Here is a 19,579-nt window from a genome sequence, read left to right as displayed (position 1 = left end):
TGAATCTTTTAGATCTAAATAACCAATAGCATTGGAGGGCGTTCAAGTCGGATCTGCTTGACCTTGAACTCTTCATCATCAAATCCTTTCAGCTCTTTCAGGTTTTCTTTGATAAAGAACGTTTCCGAGTTTTTGTCGAGATACAATTGTACATCCGGATGATTGAATACAGCTTCAGAAACCATGATCTCTTTCTCTGAGGCAGAATCAACAAGTCTTGAAGCGATATTCACGGTAGTTCCAAAATAATCGATCCGTCCATTCAGGTTAACAGCAGTACAATCTCCATAATGAATACCGGCTTTTATCTTGAAAGCTTCCCCAACGGAAGAGGAGGTTGTAAATATCTGCTGAATTCGTTGTACGGCTTTAAGAGCAGATACCGGCTCCCAGAAAACGGCCATCACCGAATCGCCGATCGTCTTTACGATTCCTCCACGTTCTTCTGCCACGATCTGCTGGATGATCTTAAAATGCCCCATAACACGACCAATGGCTGATTCGTCGCCTTCCTTAACATAGAGTTCAGTGGAATTCATCAGGTCGGTGAAGAGCATGGTAACTTCAGAAGCTTTCACCTTACTTGTTTCCTTTAATGTTTCCCGGGAAAAAAGCTGCGTGAAATCAACCGAGGAGCTCACCTCACTGGCATAAATAGCCTCTTCTTTCCAATTCAGCTTGTCTATAAAACAAACCATATTGCTTGAAGAGTGATTACTGATACTGAGGTTGGGTTCGCTTGAGATCGTTATCTCCTGACCGTCCAGCTCTTTGTCTGTTATAAAAATATTTACGTTTTCAGTCCCTTCGTCACGAACATGCAATACCAAATGTCCGTCGTGATTATGCGTTCTGAACAAATAGGTTCCAACTTCTAACTTGAGTTGCGGATACCGTTCATCTCCAATACCAAGTGATTGTTGTATAACCCGGTGAGGCTTAGTGCCCGGTCCGCCAAGACAATAATTTTTATCAGGAATTTTACGAATGAGGGGATGAGGTCTGAAAACAAGCTGCATATTTCGGTTGAAGTCCATGGTATAATCCGACTCACAATCCTCACAATAAAGGTGTACCCTTGCTTCCTTCATCTTGCGAAAGTTATTCTTCGGGGATTTGCATTTTGGGCAACATACATCCCAGCTGAAGTCAAGTATGTCAAGTTTTGCCGCATGGAGGAAGACGTTCAATACCGAGTATTTCTTTTCTCCCCAGTACTCAGCCAACGAGTAGGGGTGAATACGTTCCAGATCTTCATCTTCAGCACATCTGATCAACTCGATCAGACGGTTTACGATCCGTCGTCGTTTACTTACCTCGATGAGGTCTTCAGTAAGCTTTTTAAGTTTTCGGTCTGCTCCTCTAATTAATTTTTTTGGAGCTGCAACTTCGTATGGCATTAGGCCTCGCGAAGCCGCTTCCTGAACGAGGTCCAGATATCCAGATAAGCGTCGCTTTAAGATGTACTTGGTATATAATTTAATAAAGTAGGAGAAAGTGAAATTGGAAGGGGTAAGCCAGATCCTGGTAATCAGTTTGGTACCAAAATCAGTGGGGATGCATTCAAAAGATATTCTCAATTCTTTAAGAAGGCCCAGCTTATACTCTCTTCTTACCCGGTACCGATACGGTGTTTCCCATGAGTAAGGCTCTTCCAACCAGGTTGCATAAGATTTCAACTTGTTATGGCCAAGTTCCAAATACCCTTTTGGGGTATTACGAGAGAGCGAAGTCAACTGTACAGGTGTAGCACCAAGCTTCTTGAAAATCCTGTTAGTATCTGAGAGATACGGCCAAAGCCTTGCAGGGGATGCCGCCAGATTAAACTCCCAGTTATATAATTGTTGCTGTCCTTCCTTCATACTATTGATCTAACCAAATAACTCTAAGTAAAAAACAAAAGGTTCGAAACTTGATGAATGAACCCGTATCTTTACTGAACACTAAATAGAGTTACTGTAACGCCAAATGTTACAAAATTTTAACAGACAATAATAATGGCAAAAGAAAGAACACTGACTATTCTCAAACCCGATTGTGTACGTAAAGGACTGATCGGTGAAGTAACAAAACGAATTCAGGAAGCCGGTTTTAAGATCCTGGCAATGAAAATGACCCGCCTGACAAAAGATACCGCCGGCGGATTTTATGCAGTTCACAAAGAACGACCTTTTTATGATGAGCTTTGTGAGTTTATGAGCAGCGGTGCCTGTGTACCAATGATCCTCGAAAAAGAAAATGCAATTGCTGACTTAAGAACTTTTATTGGTGCTACCAATCCTGCCGAAGCTGATGAAGGGACTATTCGTGCCGATTTTGCGGATAGCCTTGGTGAGAACATTATCCATGGATCTGATTCTGTAGAAAACGGAAAGATTGAAGCAGCTTACTTTTTTCCTGAATCTGAAGTTGTGGCAAATCAGGCTTAATTAATTTGTCGCAATCATACTACATTAGAGCCCTGTACTTTTAATTTAGTACAGGGTTTTTTTATGAAATCAAATCAGGCTAAAATGAGGAACCATTTATTGTTCATTCTCACGGTATTTATACTATTTACCGGGTGTAACCTTCAGTATGCCGAAGAACAGCCGAAAGTGAAACTTGGAATAGAAGTGTTGCTTGAGGATCACCTTCAGGGATTAGAGGGAAAAAGAGTTGGGTTACTTATGAATCCAACTTCGCGTGTTAACGGAGTTCATATGGTTGACACACTGATGAATTCAGGAGTGAATGTTACGGCACTTTTCGCAGCTGAACATGGTTTCAGAGGACAATCCGGCGCAGGGGAAGTCATAGAGGATGGTATAGATCAGGAAACAGGCTTACCTGTTTTTTCTTTGTATGGTTCTTCCAAAAAGCCAACTGCCGAGATGCTTGAATATGTAGATGTAATTCTGTTTGACCTCCCGGATATGGGTGTTCGGTTTTATACTTACAGTGCTACTATGGGACTGGTAATGGAAGCCCTGGCAGAAAATGATAAAGAACTTTGGATCCTGGATCGTCCAAATCCATTGGGAGGGGAGTATGTGGCGGGGTGGATCTTACAAGAAGAATACAAATCCTTTGTCGGGTTTTACCCCACACCCGTCATTTATGGAATGACAATGGGGGAATTGGCTCAGATGGCAGTTGGAGAGGGGTGGCTTGAATTAGAACAGATTCCGAATTATCGGATCATTAAGACAGCGGGCTGGCAACGTGATATGATTTGGCCTGAAACCGGGCTGGAGTGGATCGCCCCGTCTCCCAATCTTCCAACTTTTGAGCACGCTTTTGCCTACGCCGGGACAGTCATCTTTGAAGGAACAAATCTTTCTGAAGGAAGAGGAACCGAGAACCCATTTTTGATGATAGGTTCTCCTGATCTGAATTTTTCAGGCTCCGAGCTGGACTCTATTCAGGAAAAGCATTCTGTCAGGATAGATTCTGTTACTTTTGAACCAAGGTCAATACCCGGTAAGGCATTGTCACCAAAATTAGAAGGTGAATTATGTTATGGATTTCACCTGTCGTTTCCTGAAGGGTATTCAAAAACGGATCCGCTTAAACTCGGGCTGGCATTGCTGGAATTTAATCGAGACCATACCGATGATTTTGAGATAAAACCATTTGCCAATAATTTATTCGGCATTGATCTGAAAACTATTATTGAAAACAAAGCAGGGCTTCCATCATGGGAAGATGAGGTCGCTTCCTTTAAGAAAAAAAGAGCGGACTACTTACTATACTGACAGAAAGCTATTGTTTTTTCCTTCTCATCCATTCGTAACTTACAAGAGCTGCACTAACAGAAGCATTAAGTGATTCCACATTATTTAACATGGGTATGTTAAGGACGGTATCGCAGCGTTTTAGATTTTCAGAATGAATACCCTCGCCTTCACTTCCTATCATAAATGCAATGGGACGATCCAGGTCTGCTTCCCATAATGTTTGTTTTGCCTCACCATCTAATCCAACGATAGTGAATCCCGTAGCTTTAAGGTCTTTAAGTCCTTGATTTATATCATGAACACGAATAATTGGGATTTTGCCAGCTGTACCTGCTGAAGTTTTAAAAACCGTAGCATTTACAGGGGCCTGATTTTGCATAGGTATGATCACAGCCTCTATTCCCGCTGCAGCAGCCGAGCGCAGGATGGCCCCAAAATTGTGAGGGTCTTCAATTCCATGTAATAATAATACAGCTGGATTTTTAGAAAGGATCAAAGTCTCAACCCAATCAAAGAAGTTCGTGTACTGCGCGGCACTTAACTGTGCAACAAAACCCTGGTCAGCTACTTTACCAACCAGACTATAAATTTTTGCCCCGGGAACCTTTACTAAAGGGACTCCGTTTTTTTGTGAAAGTTCACTGATATTCTGGTATGAACTGGGCTTTATACTATTTTTTACAAATACCTTATCAACTTCGTTAGGTCGATCTTGAAGGATTTCTTCTACTGGATTGCGTCCGTAGATCAAAAAGTTATCTGGTTTTGGCATAATTTATTTTAAAATAGTTTTACTTTAGTTATAATAAGGTAAAGAAGGTTGGTACTCAGGTTAGCTAAAAATAAAGGACATGTTTGAAGAAGAGAAATATAAAAACTCTGCTGTTAGTAATGACCTAAAAAACGTAAATAAATCAGGTCATAAGGATTCAGGAATTTCTGCATTCATAGATCAGGTGCATTCCATTGACGGTTTGCACTTTATTGCTGCATCTATGCAGATCTTTTTAGGTACTTCTGTGGTGGCACTTTCATTGCTTAATAGCATTAACCCACTTTGGCTAGCTACCATTATGACAGTGTTTGGAAGCATCACCACCATGATAGGTCTATATTTTATGTACCGGACCGTAACCAATTCCGGAGCTTTCGATTCCTTATTGCATAAAGCCATTAAGAGGGTGATTAGTTCTCAGAATTAATTCTTTGTTAACGGTTAGTTTATACATACTGTCTATTTTAATGGCATGAATCTGAGAGAATTATTAAACATTGGAAAATTGAATATTCATGTATTTTTGGTTGTATTTATGTGGATCTGTAGTCCCACCATACATGCTCAGGAACAAATGATGGACCTTCCTGTCTCCCTCTATTCCGATAACCGTGATGGCTTTGTGATCATAGGGCATCGCGGAGCAAGTGCTTATCATCCCGAGAATACAATGAGTGCTTTTAGAGCTGCTTATGAGATGGGTGCTGAAATGATCGAGTTAGATGTTACTCTCAGTAAAGATGGAATTCCTGTTGTGATCCATGATGAAACTTTAGACCGGACCACAACAGGTCAGGGGTCAGTTTCTGATCACACCCTCGAAGAACTTAAAACCCTGGATGCAGGCTCATGGTTCAGTGCTGAACACGCTGGGGAACCAATACCAACCCTTGAAGAAGTATTGGAATTTGCCAAAGGAAAGATCTCCGTTAATATCGAGATCAAGACGGAAGCAGTGACAGATGAAGCATGGAGAGGTATAGAGCAAAAAGCCTGGGAATTGGTTAAAAAGTACGAAATGGAGGATTATATACTGTTCTCCAGCTTTGATTACCGGGCAATCGCTCATCTAAAGAAAATAAATGTGGACATTGCAGCAGCTTTGTTGTACGAGAAGCAACAATCAGGGAACCGAACACCATCAGAATTAGTGGAAGGGTATAATGCAGATGCTTTTAACTGCAGTTACAGGCAGTTTTCTAAAAGATGGGCTAAGGAAGCATCAGAGGCAGGTTTCCCGGTTTTTGTATATACCGTAAATAGTGAACGGCTCATGCGAAAAATGATAAAACGGGGAGCAAGCGGCATTTTTTCTGATAAACCTGATGTATTAAAAAAGATTGTGGAAAACTTGTGGAAAAGTAACGAAAGTTAATTCCGGTTTTGGATTGAATGCGGAGGGGGAACCTCCTATATTTTACATCCATCAACTACACTCACATCCCGCATGTCCACTAAATATATTTTTGTAACCGGAGGGGTTACGTCATCACTTGGTAAAGGTATAATATGTGCATCTCTTGGGCGATTGCTCGTTGCGCAAGGCCTTAAAGTTACCATCCAAAAACTGGATCCATATATCAATGTTGATCCGGGAACCATGAATCCATATGAACATGGTGAAGTATATGTGACCGATGATGGCGCCGAAACTGATCTGGATCTGGGACACTACGAGCGATTCCTGGATATCAAAACCTCTCAAAGCAATAACGTTACAACCGGTCGGGTCTATTATGATGTGATCATGAAGGAGCGGCAGGGAGCGTATCTTGGGAAAACAGTACAGGTAATTCCTCACATCACGGATGAAATTCAATCCCATGTACTCAAACTTGGTCAGTCCGGAAATTATGATGTAGTATTAGTTGAGATCGGAGGTACTGTTGGTGATATCGAAAGTTTACCATATATAGAAGCGGTACGTCAATTACGATATAATGTAGGGCGTAAGGACACTCTTTCTATTCACTTAACTCTGGTTCCATATCTGGCCGCAGCCGGTGAATTAAAGACCAAACCCACACAGCATTCCGTAAAAACACTTTCTGAAAGCGGTCTTCAGCCGGACATTCTTGTTTGTCGTACAGAGCATCATCTGGACGAGACAATACGTCGTAAAGTAGCTCAGTTCTGTAATGTTGAAATTGAGGACGTGATAGAATCGGCAGATGCAAAAAGCATTTATGAAGTTCCGCTTCTGATGCAGAAGGAGGGGCTTGACAAAAGGGTGATCGATAAGCTGAATCTCAAAACTTCGAAACCCAAGCTGGATAACTGGATCGGTTTTGTTGAAGCTGTTTGCAATCCTTCAGGGGAGATCAACATTGCGTTGGTGGGTAAGTATGTAGAACATCACGATTCCTATAAATCAATAGTTGAAGCTTTTATACATGCCGGCGCGGTAAACGATTGTAAAGTCAATATTAAATGGATCCAATCGGATAACCTGACCAAAGACAATGTTTCGGATGTATTAAAAGATGTATCCGGAGTTTTAGTTGCCCCCGGTTTTGGTGGAAGAGGCATTGAAGGTAAATTGTCTGCAGTTAATTTTGCTCGTACGAACAATATCCCATTCTTTGGAATTTGCCTTGGCATGCAATGTTCTGTTATTGAGTATGCCCGAAATGTTTGCGGGTGGGAAGATGCCAATAGTGCAGAGTTTGATGAAAATTCTGAATACCCCATTATAGATATTATGCAAGATCAGAAAGATCTTAAGAATATGGGGGGAACCATGCGCCTTGGTAAATATGATTGTAAGCTGAAGAAGGGGTCAAGATCGTTTGAAGCCTACGGTACAGAGAATATTGATGAGCGACATCGCCACCGCTATGAAGTGAATAACAATTTGAGATACAAACTTACAGAGCATGGAATGAGTTTGGCAGGGATGAATCCCGAGAGAGACTTAGTGGAGATCGTTGAGATCGAAGATCATCCATGGTTTGTCGGTGTTCAGTTTCACCCTGAGTTAAAGAGTACCGTAAATAATCCACATCCATTATTTGTTGACTTTGTTAAAGCCAGTCTTAAGAATGCAAAATCAACGAATTCTTATAAAAGCCTGAAAAAAGCCAAAGCCGCAACCGGACAGTCATGACCGAAGGCCAATACTCCGGCAAGCTGAGGGTGCGTTCTTGTGGACTTCTATTTGAAAAGGATAAGATACTTCTTGTCGAATTGAAGTCGCCCATAACCAATCAATGGACCTGGATGCCTCCCGGAGGTGGTGTTGAGTTTGGGGAATCCTTAGAAGAGGCATTGACCCGTGAATTTCTAGAAGAGACAGGGCTCAAGGTCGATGTTCAGAAACAGGTTCAAATTCACGAGCTGATCGAGCCTCCCATTCATGCAATCGAATTTTATTATTTGGTTGAAAGGATGAGCGGAGATATTCAACTTGGTGCAGATCCGGAAATGTTGAAACAACATCAGATATTGAGAGATATAGGCTTTTTCTCAAAAGATGAAATAGAGGATCTGAATATAAAGCCTGATTTTCTCAGAAGAATATCCTGGGAATCTTTCTGCTGATAATTGTTTTAGGGCCTTATCGGATGCAAAATTGATTATTATAAAGTTTGAAACTAATCTGCTTAATTAGTTATCAAAACGTAGTCGTTTCCTTATATTCAAAAATAACTCTAATTAATAACAGAACATGAAAAAGCTACTTACTACTATTCTTGTATTCGCAGTTGTCATTTCTGCATGTACTGATACCAATAATAGAAAGACATTCATAAATGCAAACGGATATACTTTCTCAGGAGATGAGGTGATCTCTTTTGAAACAATGATCATCGAAAATGGAAAGATCGTTGATGTTGGGGGAAGTGAGCTTTCGGAAAATCCTTCAGGAGAAATAATAGATCTGGAAGGTAAGACTGTTTTACCGGGACTTATTGATGCTCACGGCCATGTAATGGGGCTGGGATATCAGGAGTTAAACGTTAACTTGTCGGGTATTGAAACTCTGGAGGCTACGCTCGATACTATTAAAGCATACGCTGAAGCTAACCCCGAACTGGAATGGATCCAAGGGCGTGGATGGAATCAAACCCTCTGGGAAGAAAATGAATTTCCTACAGCAGCTGACTTAGATGAAGTTGTGGATGATCGTCCCGTATGGCTTACCCGAGTGGACGGGCACGCAGCCTGGGCTAACACTAAAGCCATGGAACTTGCAGGAATCAGTAGAGAGACACCTGACCCTCAGGGAGGCAAAGTGATAAGAGATCGAGCCGGAAATGCTACGGGGGTTTTTATAGACGCAGCTGAGAATTATATCAACCAAATAGTACCCGAGCCTACTGAAGTGGAGATGGAACTGGCCCTTGAAAAGGCACTTGAGCAAATGGCCCGAATGGGACTTACTTCCGTTCATGATGCAGGTATGGGGGTAGAAACCTGGAATTTATACAAAGATTTTGCTGATGCAGGTAAAATGACTACCCGTATTTACGCAATGATAAGAGGAACAGGTTCTGCATTTGATGAGCTTTCAGAAAATGGCCCGATCAATTCTTATGCAAATGATCGCCTGGCTTTACGAAGTGTCAAGATCTCTGCTGACGGTGCTTTAGGAAGTCGTGGTGCAGCGATGAAAGAACCGTATTCCGATGATCCCGGGAATCGTGGATTACTGTTTTATGATCAGGAAGAACTTAATGAGATGGTGATGAAGTCGGTAGGAAATGGATATCAAACCAATATTCACGCTATCGGAGACAGGGCTAATGATGTAGTGCTCAACGCATTTGAAAATGCCAAAGAAGAATATGGTGACCAGGGCCTGCGCCACAGAGTTGAACATGCCCAGATCGTATCTCTTCAGGATATTCCCAGGTTCGTAGAATTAGATCTGATTGCTTCTATGCAAGCCACTCATGCCACAAGTGATAAGAATATGGCAGAAGACCGAGTTGGCCCGGATAGAATAAAAGGCGGCTATGCCTGGCAGAAGTTTTTAGATCAGGGAACCATCATCGCTAATGGTTCTGATTTCCCGGTAGAGCATTCCAATCCCTTTTATGGATTGTATTCCTCGGTCACACGTCAGGATCATGAAGGGAACCCACCGGGAGGATGGTATCCTGAAGAAGCACTAAGCCGGGAAGAAACACTTCGGTCTTTTACTATTGACGCTGCTTATGCTGCGCATCAGGAGGATATTCTCGGGACACTAGAAGCCGGTAAATGGGCTGATTTTGTTGTCATAGACAGAGACTTTTTTGAAGTTCCTGCAATAGAAATATGGCAAACCAATGTACTTGAAACCTGGGTGGCAGGAGAGAAAGTATATAGCGAATAAAAATTTAGAAATACCTTTTACCATGAAAGCCCCGTCAGAAATGAACGGGGCTTTTTTTGTTTTCTTTGGCTTAGTGAATTCTTACATTATATGTACAATATATGTAAATAAGAAAACAACATGACAAAAAATCAAAATCCGTTGAGAGGAAGAGGGGCATCAGATAACCCTGTAAATCGTTTTGAGGGGAACTACATTGATTACGATCTGGATGAAGAAACAGGAGAAAAACCTTCTCCGAAAACCCAGCTTATCAAAGATTCCACCAAATCAGTGATAACATATAATAAAAGCGAAGATATTGGTTTTAATGCCAGCATCAATCCCTATCGCGGATGCGAGCATGGGTGTATTTATTGTTACGCTCGGCCTTATCACGAATATCTGGGATACTCTTCAGGGCTCGATTTCGAATCAAAGATCGTAGTGAAATATGATGCTCCGGAGTTATTAAGGAAAGAACTGAGTAACAAGAAATGGAAGCCACAAGTTATAGCAATGAGTGGCGTTACCGACATCTATCAACCTATTGAACGGAAACTTAAGATTACCCGCGGTTGCCTGGAAGTGTTGGCAGAATTCAGGAATCCTGTTGGGCTTATCACAAAGAATCATCTTATCACTCGCGATATTGATCTGCTTTGTGAGCTAAATGACTATCACTGTGTGGGTGTAACAATCTCAGTAACTACACTGGACAAAGATTTGACAGCAGTTATGGAGCCTAGAACGTCACGACCAAACCGAAGAATTGAAGCTATTCGAAAATTAGCGGATGCGGGAATACCGGTAGGGGTGAACGTTGCACCTATCATTCCGGGACTTACTGACCATGAATGCGTAAATATTTTAGAAGAAGCTGCAGCAGCAGGGGCTATGTATGCCGGATATACCATTATTCGGCTTCCTTATAAAGTCAAAGATCTATTCCTGGACTGGCTGGAGCAACATTATCCCGAACGGAAAAAGAAAGTACTTCGAAAGATCCTGGATATCAGAGACGGCAAATTGAATAATTCGGAGTGGGGAACAAGGATGAAGGGGGAAGGAAATTTTGCAAAACAGATATCAGATCTATTTAAAGTTCATACCAGAAGGCTGGGTCTAAACGAAAACTCCCGCAATATGACAACAGACCATTTTATTCGAAGTACAGGTTCTCAACTTAAATTATTTGAGTAAATAAAGTTTTTACATCTGAAGAGAAACTATTTATAGATTCATTCGTCTTATATACAGTAGCTTTTACCCGGTATCTAGAGAACGAGAATCAAACAGAAGTAGCTTTCTAAACATAACCTCTTTAAAATTAGATATCGGGTTTTTTAATTCCCCTCTGTTTCTGAATTCATCCAATCTTCAAAATAGAACTGTATTTCTAATTTGACATTTGAGAAGGTGAAAATTAAAATACAAGTGCCAATCTTAAAATTCTCAGCAGGAGGATACATTATGAACGAAGAAACATTTCTTGAAGCCGCAGAAACCGGCGATATGGAAACCATCTTAGGGTTACTCAATGATGGGATAGATGTTAATACAAAGGACACACATGACCGAACAGCATTGCTAAAAGCAGCAAAGCACGGTCACAAAGAAATAGTGGAGCTTTTGATAGAGCACGGTGCTGAAGTAGATCACCGAGATAATAGAGGAACCTCGGCATTGTACTGGGCATCTACGAACGGGTATTATGATATTGTTCAATTTTTAATAGAGCATAGCAGTGATGTGGATGTACACGATAACAGGGGTTGGTCGGCTAAAGATCAGGCTATCACCCATCACCATGATAATGTAGTTGAATTGTTAAATTCAGCAGGGGCACATTAGATACCATAAATCTAAGATAAAAAAAAGCAGTGATAGATACCTATCACTGCTTTTTCTGTTTAAAGAATAGAGAAAAACTTAGTTCTCTATAGGGATGGATCTTTGTTCGATCTCCTGTATGAGATCTGGAAGTTCTCCATTAAAAATAGGTTCAAGACGTTCGAATTGTGCGTCTATTCTGTTCTCAAGATCAACATAAACTTCATATTGCTGTTGTGTTGGGCGACCGTCTCCGGTAGCAACTGTACTGGCAAGAGAAGCTAATTTGTTATTCAGCTTGATAGGGAAGTTTAACACATCCTGATAAGACTCTGCTTTGGTTTGCATTAGCTCACCTTCCACTTCTTCAAGAACTTTCAGCATTGCGTCTGCTCGTTCCTGTATCTCCGTGTTTCCGGAGTAATCAGATTTCACATCATTGATCTGTGTTCGTACTTCTCTGATTCGATTGATCGCTTTGTGAGTAGTATCAAGTTTGGCAATGATGGTTTGGTGAAGATCGAACTGAGCCTGGAAATCTTCTTGTGTAGTTTCAATCCGTGGATCTTTGACCAACTCAAAATTTTGAGAGCCAACAACTTCGTCATCTACAAGTAGCTGAACCTGGTAGGTTCCGGGTATAGCTCTTGGGCCGGTGGTATTTCCGGACCATAAGATCTGACGACCATTCAGATTGGCAGCCCCTGGATAACGCATATTCCATTCAAAAGTATTGTTTCCTTGTTTAGTTGAAACAACATCTGAAGGGACATTATTAGGCTCTTCATAGAATTCTTCGGATTCTTTTACCTGACGTCCTTCCAGGGTTTCTTTACTGGAAAAAGTTCTGATAACGGTTCCGTCAGATTCGAGAAACTGAAGTTTTACTTCGGCATCCGGAACATTGTTGAGGTTATAATAGACCACAACACCATCTTTTGGGTTCTCTCCAACTGTTTCTCCGGGTGCAGGTTCACTGTGTCGTCCGAATAGGTAAGTTGTTTCAGGTTTGAACAGATAATTGTCTGAATTTTTAACTTCATCACTTAACTGATGAAGTACAGAAAGATCGTCCAGGATCCAGAAAGAACGTCCCTGGGTTGCTATTACAAGATCTTTATCTCTTTTATGAACGGTAAGGTCTGTAATTGGTACAGCCGGTAAATTCAATTGAAGCGGCTGCCATTTTTCACCGTCATTAAATGAAACATAAACTCCGGTTTCGGTACCGGCATAAAGCAACCCTTTTTTATTAGGGTCTTCACGTATCACTCTTGTGAAATCTCCTTCAGGAATTCCATTTGTGATCTTAGTCCAGCTGCGTCCATAATTTGTGGTCTTGTACAGCATAGGAGTGAAGTCATTAAATTTATACCTGTTGGCAGCCAGATACGCTGTTCCCGGATCATGTGGAGATGGATCAATGATACTTGCCATTGCTTCAGGCATTCCGTCAGGTGTAACTTCAGTCCACGTTTCGCCATTGTCGCGACTTATATGAATGAGACCATCATCAGCTCCTGTCCATAATACTCCGGGTTGAACCGTTGATTCTGCAAAAGTGAAGATGGTATTATAATACTCAACACTTGTATCATCTTTGGTAAGTGGCCCGCCTGATTCACCTTGTTTCGACTTATCATTACGGGTGAGATCATCACTGATAGTTTCCCAGCTCATCCCTTCATCATCTGATCTGTGAACGTACTGAGAAGTGGAATACAGAATATCAGAATTATGTGGTGAGATATAGATCGGGAAAGTCCACTGGAATCTATATTTCAGGTCTTCAGCACCTGCTCCCATCGGATTGTCCGGCCACACATCTATACGATCACTTTGGTTGGTGAAGTCATTAAATTTGTTAAAATAACCACCATAGCTACCTCCGTAAGTAACATTTGGGTTATCCGGATCAGGTGCAATGTATCCACTTTCACCACCGGCAACAGGGGCCCAGTCTCGTTCGGTAATTCCTCCACCTGCCGTTCTGCTTAAAATACCTACAGTACTGTTATCCTGCTGTGCACCATATATTCTGTATGGGAATTGATTATCAGTGATCACCTGATAAAATTGAGCAGTTGCGGATGTATAATAAGATGACCAACTCTTACCACCGTTGTAACTCACTTGCCCACCGCCATCATCGGCAACGATCATGCGATTTCCATCATTTGGAGAGATCCAGAGATCGTGATGATCACCGTGAGGAGTTCCAATTCGTTCAAATGTACTTCCACCATCCGTAGATTTATGGAAACCTACATTCAATACATAAACTTCATCTTCGTGGTTAGTTCCTGCTACAACATGAGTGTAATACCACGCGCGTTGGCGAAGATTACGATCTGCCGTAGTGCGATCCCAAGTTACACCACCATCGTCAGAACGGAAAAGTCCTCCGTTATTATTTTCAATAATAGCCCAGACCCGATCTGAATTAAGTGGTGAAATTGCAACACCAATCTTACCAGACATTCCCTTAGGAAGTCCCGGGCGCTGGGATATATTTTCCCAGTTTTCGCCACCGTCTGTACTTTTATAAAGGCCACTGCCTTCTCCACCACTAGACATTTCCCAGGCATTACGATAGGCTTCCCATAAAGAGGCATATAAAATACGAGGGTTGTTAGGATCGATCTCAATATCTACAGCACCTGTCTTTTCATTGTGATAAAGTACACGTTCCCAATTTTCACCACCGTCAGTGGTTTTAAAAACACCGCGTTCTGAATTTCCTTCATTCCCGAAAGCATGACCTAATACGGCTACCCAAAGAACGTCTTCGTTATCCGGGTGTACAACGATCTCTCCAATAAAGTGAGAATCTCCCAATCCTATATGCTGCCAGGTTTTTCCTCCATCTACAGAACGGTACATTCCATCTCCGGCCGACATGTTTCCTCGAATACAAGTCTCACCCATTCCGGCATAAATTACATTTGGGTTTGAAGGTGCAACTGATATTGCTCCTACAGATCCTGTTTTGAAAAATCCGTCCGAAACGTTGTACCAGTTTATTCCACCATCAGTGGTTTTATAAACACCTCCACCTGTGAATCCGGTATAGTAGGTGTGGGGCTGATCGGCATGGCCGGAAACAGCTACAGAACGGCCGCCACGGAAGGGGCCAATATTCCTGTATTCTAATTCCTGAAATAATGTTTGTTCATAGTCAGGGTTGCTAATATCCTCGCCATGTCCGAATGTTTGCGCATTGGCTGGAATAGAAAAGCCAATAACCAGCAAAACACCCAAGAACAAACCGAGCATAGGGTAGTTCGTAAGTTTAAGGTATCGATGTGTCATAAAATATTAATTTTATTGTATTTGAATTTTAGAAAAGTACCGTAATTGAATGTATCAAAAATTAAACGGATTCCGCGTAAAAAAATGTGAAGCAACGAGGTATTCATTAAAGAATAGATGAAAAAAACACCCCGATTATTAGTCGGGGTGTAATCATCTTTTTTAAGGATCAACGCCTATCTATTGATAAGCCTCATTCTGTTGCCCTTGAAGGTTTACATTAGAATCTATATCCCTGGATGGAATAGGGAAAACCTGACGTCCTGCATTAGTCAGTGACACAGGGTCTCCGTTCAGCCGGTCAATATTCGTGAGAACATTTAAGGCACTTCCGGTTCTTATAAGGTTATACCATCTGTGGCCTTCCATGATGAACTCGAGTCCTCTTTCAAGTTCAATAGCTTCGAGTATCTCAGTAGCTTCATCTACACCTGTACCTGTAGTATCAGCCATTCCGGCACGATTGCGGATCTCATTCAGGTCAGATAATGCTCCAGGCAGATCAGGAGAATTCTTACGAACCCTTGCTTCTGCTCGGTTAAGATACATTTCAGCTAAACGTAGTATCTGAATGTTATCATCACCACCAGCTTTGGCATATTTGGTTGGATAGTAAGCGCCAACGTTAGCATCAAATCCGATTAGATCACCGCGTTCGTCATCTGCACGAGATGTCGCAAGTGCTACCATCTCATCGTGTAAGGCAATATCACCACGGCCACCCTCACTAGAAGGGAAATACCAACCACGAATACCGTTACCATCGGTTGTAGTGTAGGTAAGTTCAAAAATAGCTTCTGCTGTATTTTCATCTCTGAATATACTCTGGAATTCAGGAACTAGTTGAAAGTCGTAATTTTCTATTACCTCCGTAGCATAGGTTTCGGCCATTTCGAAATCTTCGATATAAAGGCCCAATCTAGACTGAAGAGCTTTAACGGCTGGTTCAGATGCCCTATTAGGTGAACTGAAACCGGATAGTAAGCTTTCAGCCATATTTAGATCATCCTGAACCTGCTGATACGAATCAGCAATAGAGGCTCTGCTTGGAAAGCTGTTTTCGTTGATCTCGCGTGACGGAGTTGTGACGATCGGAACACCGAGCTCACCATAAACACCATCAACGCCACCAAAGGTTCTATTAAGATCGAAAAAGGCAAGCGCTCTTATAAAATAAGCTTCACCCAAAATACGATCCTGCACAGCCTGAGGGATATCATCAATAGCAGGTACGTCAGCAATAAGATTATTGGCGTGATTAACAGTTGAATAAGCTTGAGACCAAAGATTTCTGCTCTCAAGGTTACCGGCAGAGGTTACGTAGGTATCCATCTCGCGATAGAAATCCCACGTACCAACACTTTGAGACACATCAGACGTTACATCTGAAATTATCTGCAGATTGTCGCCATAGTAGTTTCCTGATTGTAATTGGCTATAGAGTCCGTTAAGTGCTGCTTCAGCACTCTTGAGATCCCTGATAGCAATTTCTTCTGATATTGCCGTTTGCGGTTGTTGATCCAGTACATCACAACCTACCGCTGCCAGCAACGTAATAAGTATATATGTTTTTATATTTTTCATGGTCCGTAATATTTTCAATTAAAATGAGATGTCTATACCACCGATAATAGATCGGGCCTGTGGCATGGTGTAAAATTCAATACCACGGGTTAAAGCCGTACTGGCTGTTGCCGTTACTTCAGGATCTAATCCTGAGTAATTGGTAAATGTGAGTAGGTTTTGGCCAGTCACATAGATACGAGCCCTAGAAATTCTTGCACCTAATTTATTCAGGAATTCAATAGGTATTGTGTATCCAAGGGTGGCATTTTTAAGTCTCATGTATGAGCCATCTTCTACAAAACGAGAAGGGCGCAGGTTACCGGCATAGTTGGCACTTGTCATACGAGGAACCATAGTCTGGTCGCCCGGTTGTTGCCAGCGATCTAGCTGTGTACTTAGGTATCCTGTATTACGTGTTCCGCCATGCTCCTGGAAAAATCGGTTCCAATTAAGCTGATCATTTCCATAGCTATATTGGAAGAAAATGGAAAAATCGAAAGCTTTGTAATTGATATTGTTGGTTATTCCTCCAAAGAAATCAGGATTCGCATCACCAACTATCTTTCTGTCAACATTAGGATTGAATGTTCCGTCACCGTCAACATCGGTCCAGATTGGATCACCTGTATCAGGATCTACACCAATTTGCTCATGGAAATAGAATGAATACATTGGTATTCCTTCTTCATACCGATAGATGTCACGGTTGTAAACATTAAACGGAGCTGCAAGTTTCAGGATCTTGTTACGGTTACCTGCAATATTGAACATCAGATTCCAATTCATATCAGTGTTCTGGATGATATCTGCAGCAATTCCGAATTCCATCCCTTTGTTTTCCAATTCACCGAAGTTTTGAACTAATTCACTAAATCCGGTAGAAAGAGGAACAGGAACAGCTAAGAGAAGATCCTCTGTTTTTTTGTAATAGTAGTCATATACAAAATTCAGACGGTCGTCAAAGAGTCCAATATCAATACCGATATCGAGCTGACGAGTTGTTTCCCATTTTAAATCAGGGTTTGCAAGCTGAGTAGGACTTGTTCCGGGACTGTCGCCATAACTTTCGCCACCCCATAATCCACGAGCCTGGAAGTTTCCGATACCACCTTGATTTCCTGTGATACCATAACTGGCACGTAGTTTAAGTTCTGAGATGTCTTCAATCTGGAAGAAGTTCTCTTCAGAAACTACCCAACCTAAAGCTAATGATGGGAATGTACCCCACTGATTGTTCTCACCGAAACGGGAAGAACCGTCACGACGAACAGTGAAAGTAGCCAGATACTTGCTGCCATACTCATATTTCAAACGTCCGAAAAATGAGGTTATTCCTGAGCTTGTTCCAGTTGAAGAAGCGGATTGAACAGCCGCATCCTGAACTCTTCTGAAATCATTACTTGGAAATTGCTCACCTTCAGCGGTTGTTCTTTCAAAGGTTGTTTCCTCTACACTGGTACCGGCAAGGGCACTGAAGTCATGATTCTCTCCAACATTGAACAGGTAGCTTAGCGTGTTTTCAGCGGTCCATGTTCGAGCAATGGCAACAGTTGATAATGCACTACCATTTACGGAAGAACCAGTATTAAGGAAAGTATTGTCATATCGGTCTTCCTTGATCTGGTTATAATCCAGACTCCAGCTTGTTCTGAAAGTTAAGCCGGGCATGAATTCGTAATCAGCAAAAACATTACCTATCAGACGATTAACATCCATGTTGAAGTCAACTTCATTCGCACCTGCAACAGGGTTTTCAAAAATACTGAATTTAGTATAGTCACCGTTTGAGTCATAAACAGGGAGATTTGTAGGTATAAAATACACACCGCCAAGTACTCCATAAATATTATCATTATTACGTGCTCTGTTACGATTAGAGAATGAATAAGTAGTACTTGTACCAAAAGTCAGTTTTTCAGAGGCAAGTATATCCAAATTCAATCTGGCACTGTTCCTGGTAAATGTAGCAGGTTTTACAACACCATCCTGATCAAAGGCAGAACCTGAGACAGCATATTTCACTATCTCGTTTCCTCCGCTTACAGTAAGATCATAACTTTGAACAACACCTGTACGAAATACCTGATCTGCCCAACTGGTATTGATAGCACCAGAGGGGTTCGCATAAGGTTCCGGCTCACCGTTGTTACTGGCGGCTTCGTTCATAAGCATCTCAAATTGAGGTCCTGTAACAAGATCAGGTCTATTAACTGGTTCTTCTACTCCTCTATACATAGAAACATTTACCCGGGGTGCAGAAAAACTACCGCGTTTGGTAGTTATCAAAACAACACCGTTAGCAGCACGAGCACCATAAATAGCTGTTGCTGAAGCATCTTTCAGTATTTCTATGGATTCAATATCTGAAGGGGCAATATCAGCAAGCGCACTTGTTGTCTCACCACCTAATCCCAGTCCATAGTTACCTGTTTGGATAGGAATACCGTCAACAACGTAGAGCGGGTCACTGCCTCCTGAAATAGAAGAGGTACCACGTATTTTTACGAATATTCCTCCACCCGGAGTACCTGAGTTGGCACTAACCTGAACACCGGCTGCACGACCTTGCATAAGTTGATCTGTGCTGGCAGACGGAGTATTTGCTATATCTTCAGCACTAATTGAAGAAACAGCACTTGTCAGGGTTTTCCTGTCTTGCTCACCATATCCAACTACAACAACATCTTCTAGTAGCTGGAGGTCTTCTGATAGTTGAATATCAATTGTTTCTCGATCTCCAACCACAGTTTCCTGAGTTTGAAAACTTATGGAGCTGAATACAAGCACAGCTTCAGTATTTGATACTGTAAGCTCATACTCTCCATCAACATTGGTACTTGTACCATTTGATGTGCCCTTTTCCAGTACAGTAACACCCGGAAGAGGTTGTCCATCTTCAGAAGATGTAACCGTTCCGTTAACTGTTACCTGTGCATATGAAATGCTGGTAAAAGCGAACAAAAATAAAAAAAGGCATGACAATTGCCAGGCCCTGCTCGCTGCTTTTAATAATTTATTTTTCGAATTGGATACAGGTATTCCTGTATCAGGTTTGTATCTGTTGATCATATTATC

At 41.7% G+C, this 19,579-nt stretch carries 14 protein-coding genes; 9 read left to right on the top strand and 5 right to left on the bottom strand.

All coding sequences use genetic code 11. The annotated features are described in order from the left end of the window. Positions 1–14: 14 nt before the first annotated feature. A complete protein-coding gene (locus ACFSVN_RS09255; RefSeq protein ID WP_390301412.1) occupies positions 15–1,862 on the bottom strand; it encodes an adenylate/guanylate cyclase domain-containing protein in 1,848 nt (615 codons plus the stop codon). Positions 1,863–1,997: 135 nt separating this feature from the next. On the opposite strand from ACFSVN_RS09255, the gene ndk reads away from it, so the two are divergent. After that, complete coding sequence (gene ndk / locus ACFSVN_RS09250; RefSeq protein ID WP_390301408.1) at positions 1,998–2,429, top strand: nucleoside-diphosphate kinase; 432 nt, start codon at positions 1,998–2,000, stop codon at positions 2,427–2,429. 84 nt (positions 2,430–2,513) lie between these two features. Then, the gene (locus tag ACFSVN_RS09245; RefSeq protein ID WP_390301404.1) at positions 2,514–3,737 is read left to right on the top strand and encodes an exo-beta-N-acetylmuramidase NamZ family protein; all 1,224 of its coding nucleotides are present in this window, start codon (positions 2,514–2,516) and stop codon (positions 3,735–3,737) included. Positions 3,738–3,744: 7 nt separating this feature from the next. Here the strand turns inward: ACFSVN_RS09245 and rlmB are convergent, their stop codons facing one another. Further along, positions 3,745–4,491, bottom strand: coding sequence for a 23S rRNA (guanosine(2251)-2'-O)-methyltransferase RlmB (gene rlmB, locus ACFSVN_RS09240; protein ID WP_390301401.1), 747 nt, complete (start codon positions 4,489–4,491; stop codon positions 3,745–3,747). 79 nt (positions 4,492–4,570) lie between these two features. Here rlmB and ACFSVN_RS09235 point away from each other — a divergent pair, with 79 nt between their 5' ends. The 7 genes from ACFSVN_RS09235 to ACFSVN_RS09205 all read left to right on the top strand — a co-directional run bounded on the left by ACFSVN_RS09235 (position 4,571) and on the right by ACFSVN_RS09205 (position 11,647). Beyond that, a complete protein-coding gene (locus ACFSVN_RS09235; RefSeq protein ID WP_390301398.1) occupies positions 4,571–4,921 on the top strand; it encodes a hypothetical protein in 351 nt (116 codons plus the stop codon). Between the two features lie 45 nt (positions 4,922–4,966). Further along, on the top strand, positions 4,967–5,869 hold the full coding sequence (locus ACFSVN_RS09230; protein ID WP_390301395.1) for a glycerophosphodiester phosphodiesterase: 903 nt from the start codon (positions 4,967–4,969) through the stop codon (positions 5,867–5,869). Positions 5,870–5,941: 72 nt separating this feature from the next. After that, positions 5,942–7,600 carry a CTP synthase gene (locus ACFSVN_RS09225; RefSeq protein ID WP_390301392.1) on the top strand — a complete coding sequence of 553 codons (1,659 nt, stop codon included), beginning with the start codon at positions 5,942–5,944 and terminating at the stop codon, positions 7,598–7,600. Further along, positions 7,597–8,034 carry an NUDIX domain-containing protein gene (locus ACFSVN_RS09220; RefSeq protein WP_390301389.1) on the top strand — a complete coding sequence of 146 codons (438 nt, stop codon included), beginning with the start codon at positions 7,597–7,599 and terminating at the stop codon, positions 8,032–8,034. Before ACFSVN_RS09225 ends, ACFSVN_RS09220 begins: the two co-directional genes overlap by 4 nt. 127 nt (positions 8,035–8,161) lie before the next feature. Further along, a complete protein-coding gene (locus ACFSVN_RS09215; protein ID WP_390301386.1) occupies positions 8,162–9,814 on the top strand; it encodes an amidohydrolase in 1,653 nt (550 codons plus the stop codon). Positions 9,815–9,934: 120 nt separating this feature from the next. Continuing rightward, entirely contained in the window at positions 9,935–10,996 is a 1,062-nt protein-coding gene (locus ACFSVN_RS09210) for a PA0069 family radical SAM protein (protein WP_390301383.1), read from the top strand. A gap of 270 nt (positions 10,997–11,266) precedes the next feature. After that, positions 11,267–11,647: an ankyrin repeat domain-containing protein gene (locus tag ACFSVN_RS09205; RefSeq protein ID WP_390301380.1), complete on the top strand. Its 381-nt coding sequence runs from the start codon at positions 11,267–11,269 to the stop codon at positions 11,645–11,647. A gap of 78 nt (positions 11,648–11,725) precedes the next feature. On the opposite strand, the gene ACFSVN_RS09200 is transcribed toward ACFSVN_RS09205, so the two are convergent. From ACFSVN_RS09200 to ACFSVN_RS09190, 3 genes are all read right to left on the bottom strand, one after another. After that, positions 11,726–14,938, bottom strand: coding sequence for a WD40/YVTN/BNR-like repeat-containing protein (locus ACFSVN_RS09200; RefSeq protein WP_390301377.1), 3,213 nt, complete (start codon positions 14,936–14,938; stop codon positions 11,726–11,728). A 180-nt stretch (positions 14,939–15,118) separates the two neighbouring features. Then, the gene (locus ACFSVN_RS09195) at positions 15,119–16,522 is read right to left on the bottom strand and encodes a RagB/SusD family nutrient uptake outer membrane protein (protein ID WP_390301374.1); all 1,404 of its coding nucleotides are present in this window, start codon (positions 16,520–16,522) and stop codon (positions 15,119–15,121) included. Positions 16,523–16,540: 18 nt separating this feature from the next. After that, positions 16,541–19,573, bottom strand: coding sequence for a SusC/RagA family TonB-linked outer membrane protein (locus ACFSVN_RS09190; protein WP_390301371.1), 3,033 nt, complete (start codon positions 19,571–19,573; stop codon positions 16,541–16,543). Positions 19,574–19,579 lie beyond the last annotated feature (6 nt).

Source organism: Gracilimonas halophila (genome assembly GCF_042684365.1).
Taxonomy (GTDB): Bacteria; Bacteroidota; Rhodothermia; order Balneolales; family Balneolaceae; genus Gracilimonas; species Gracilimonas halophila.
This window is presented reverse-complemented; position numbering and strand designations above follow the sequence as displayed.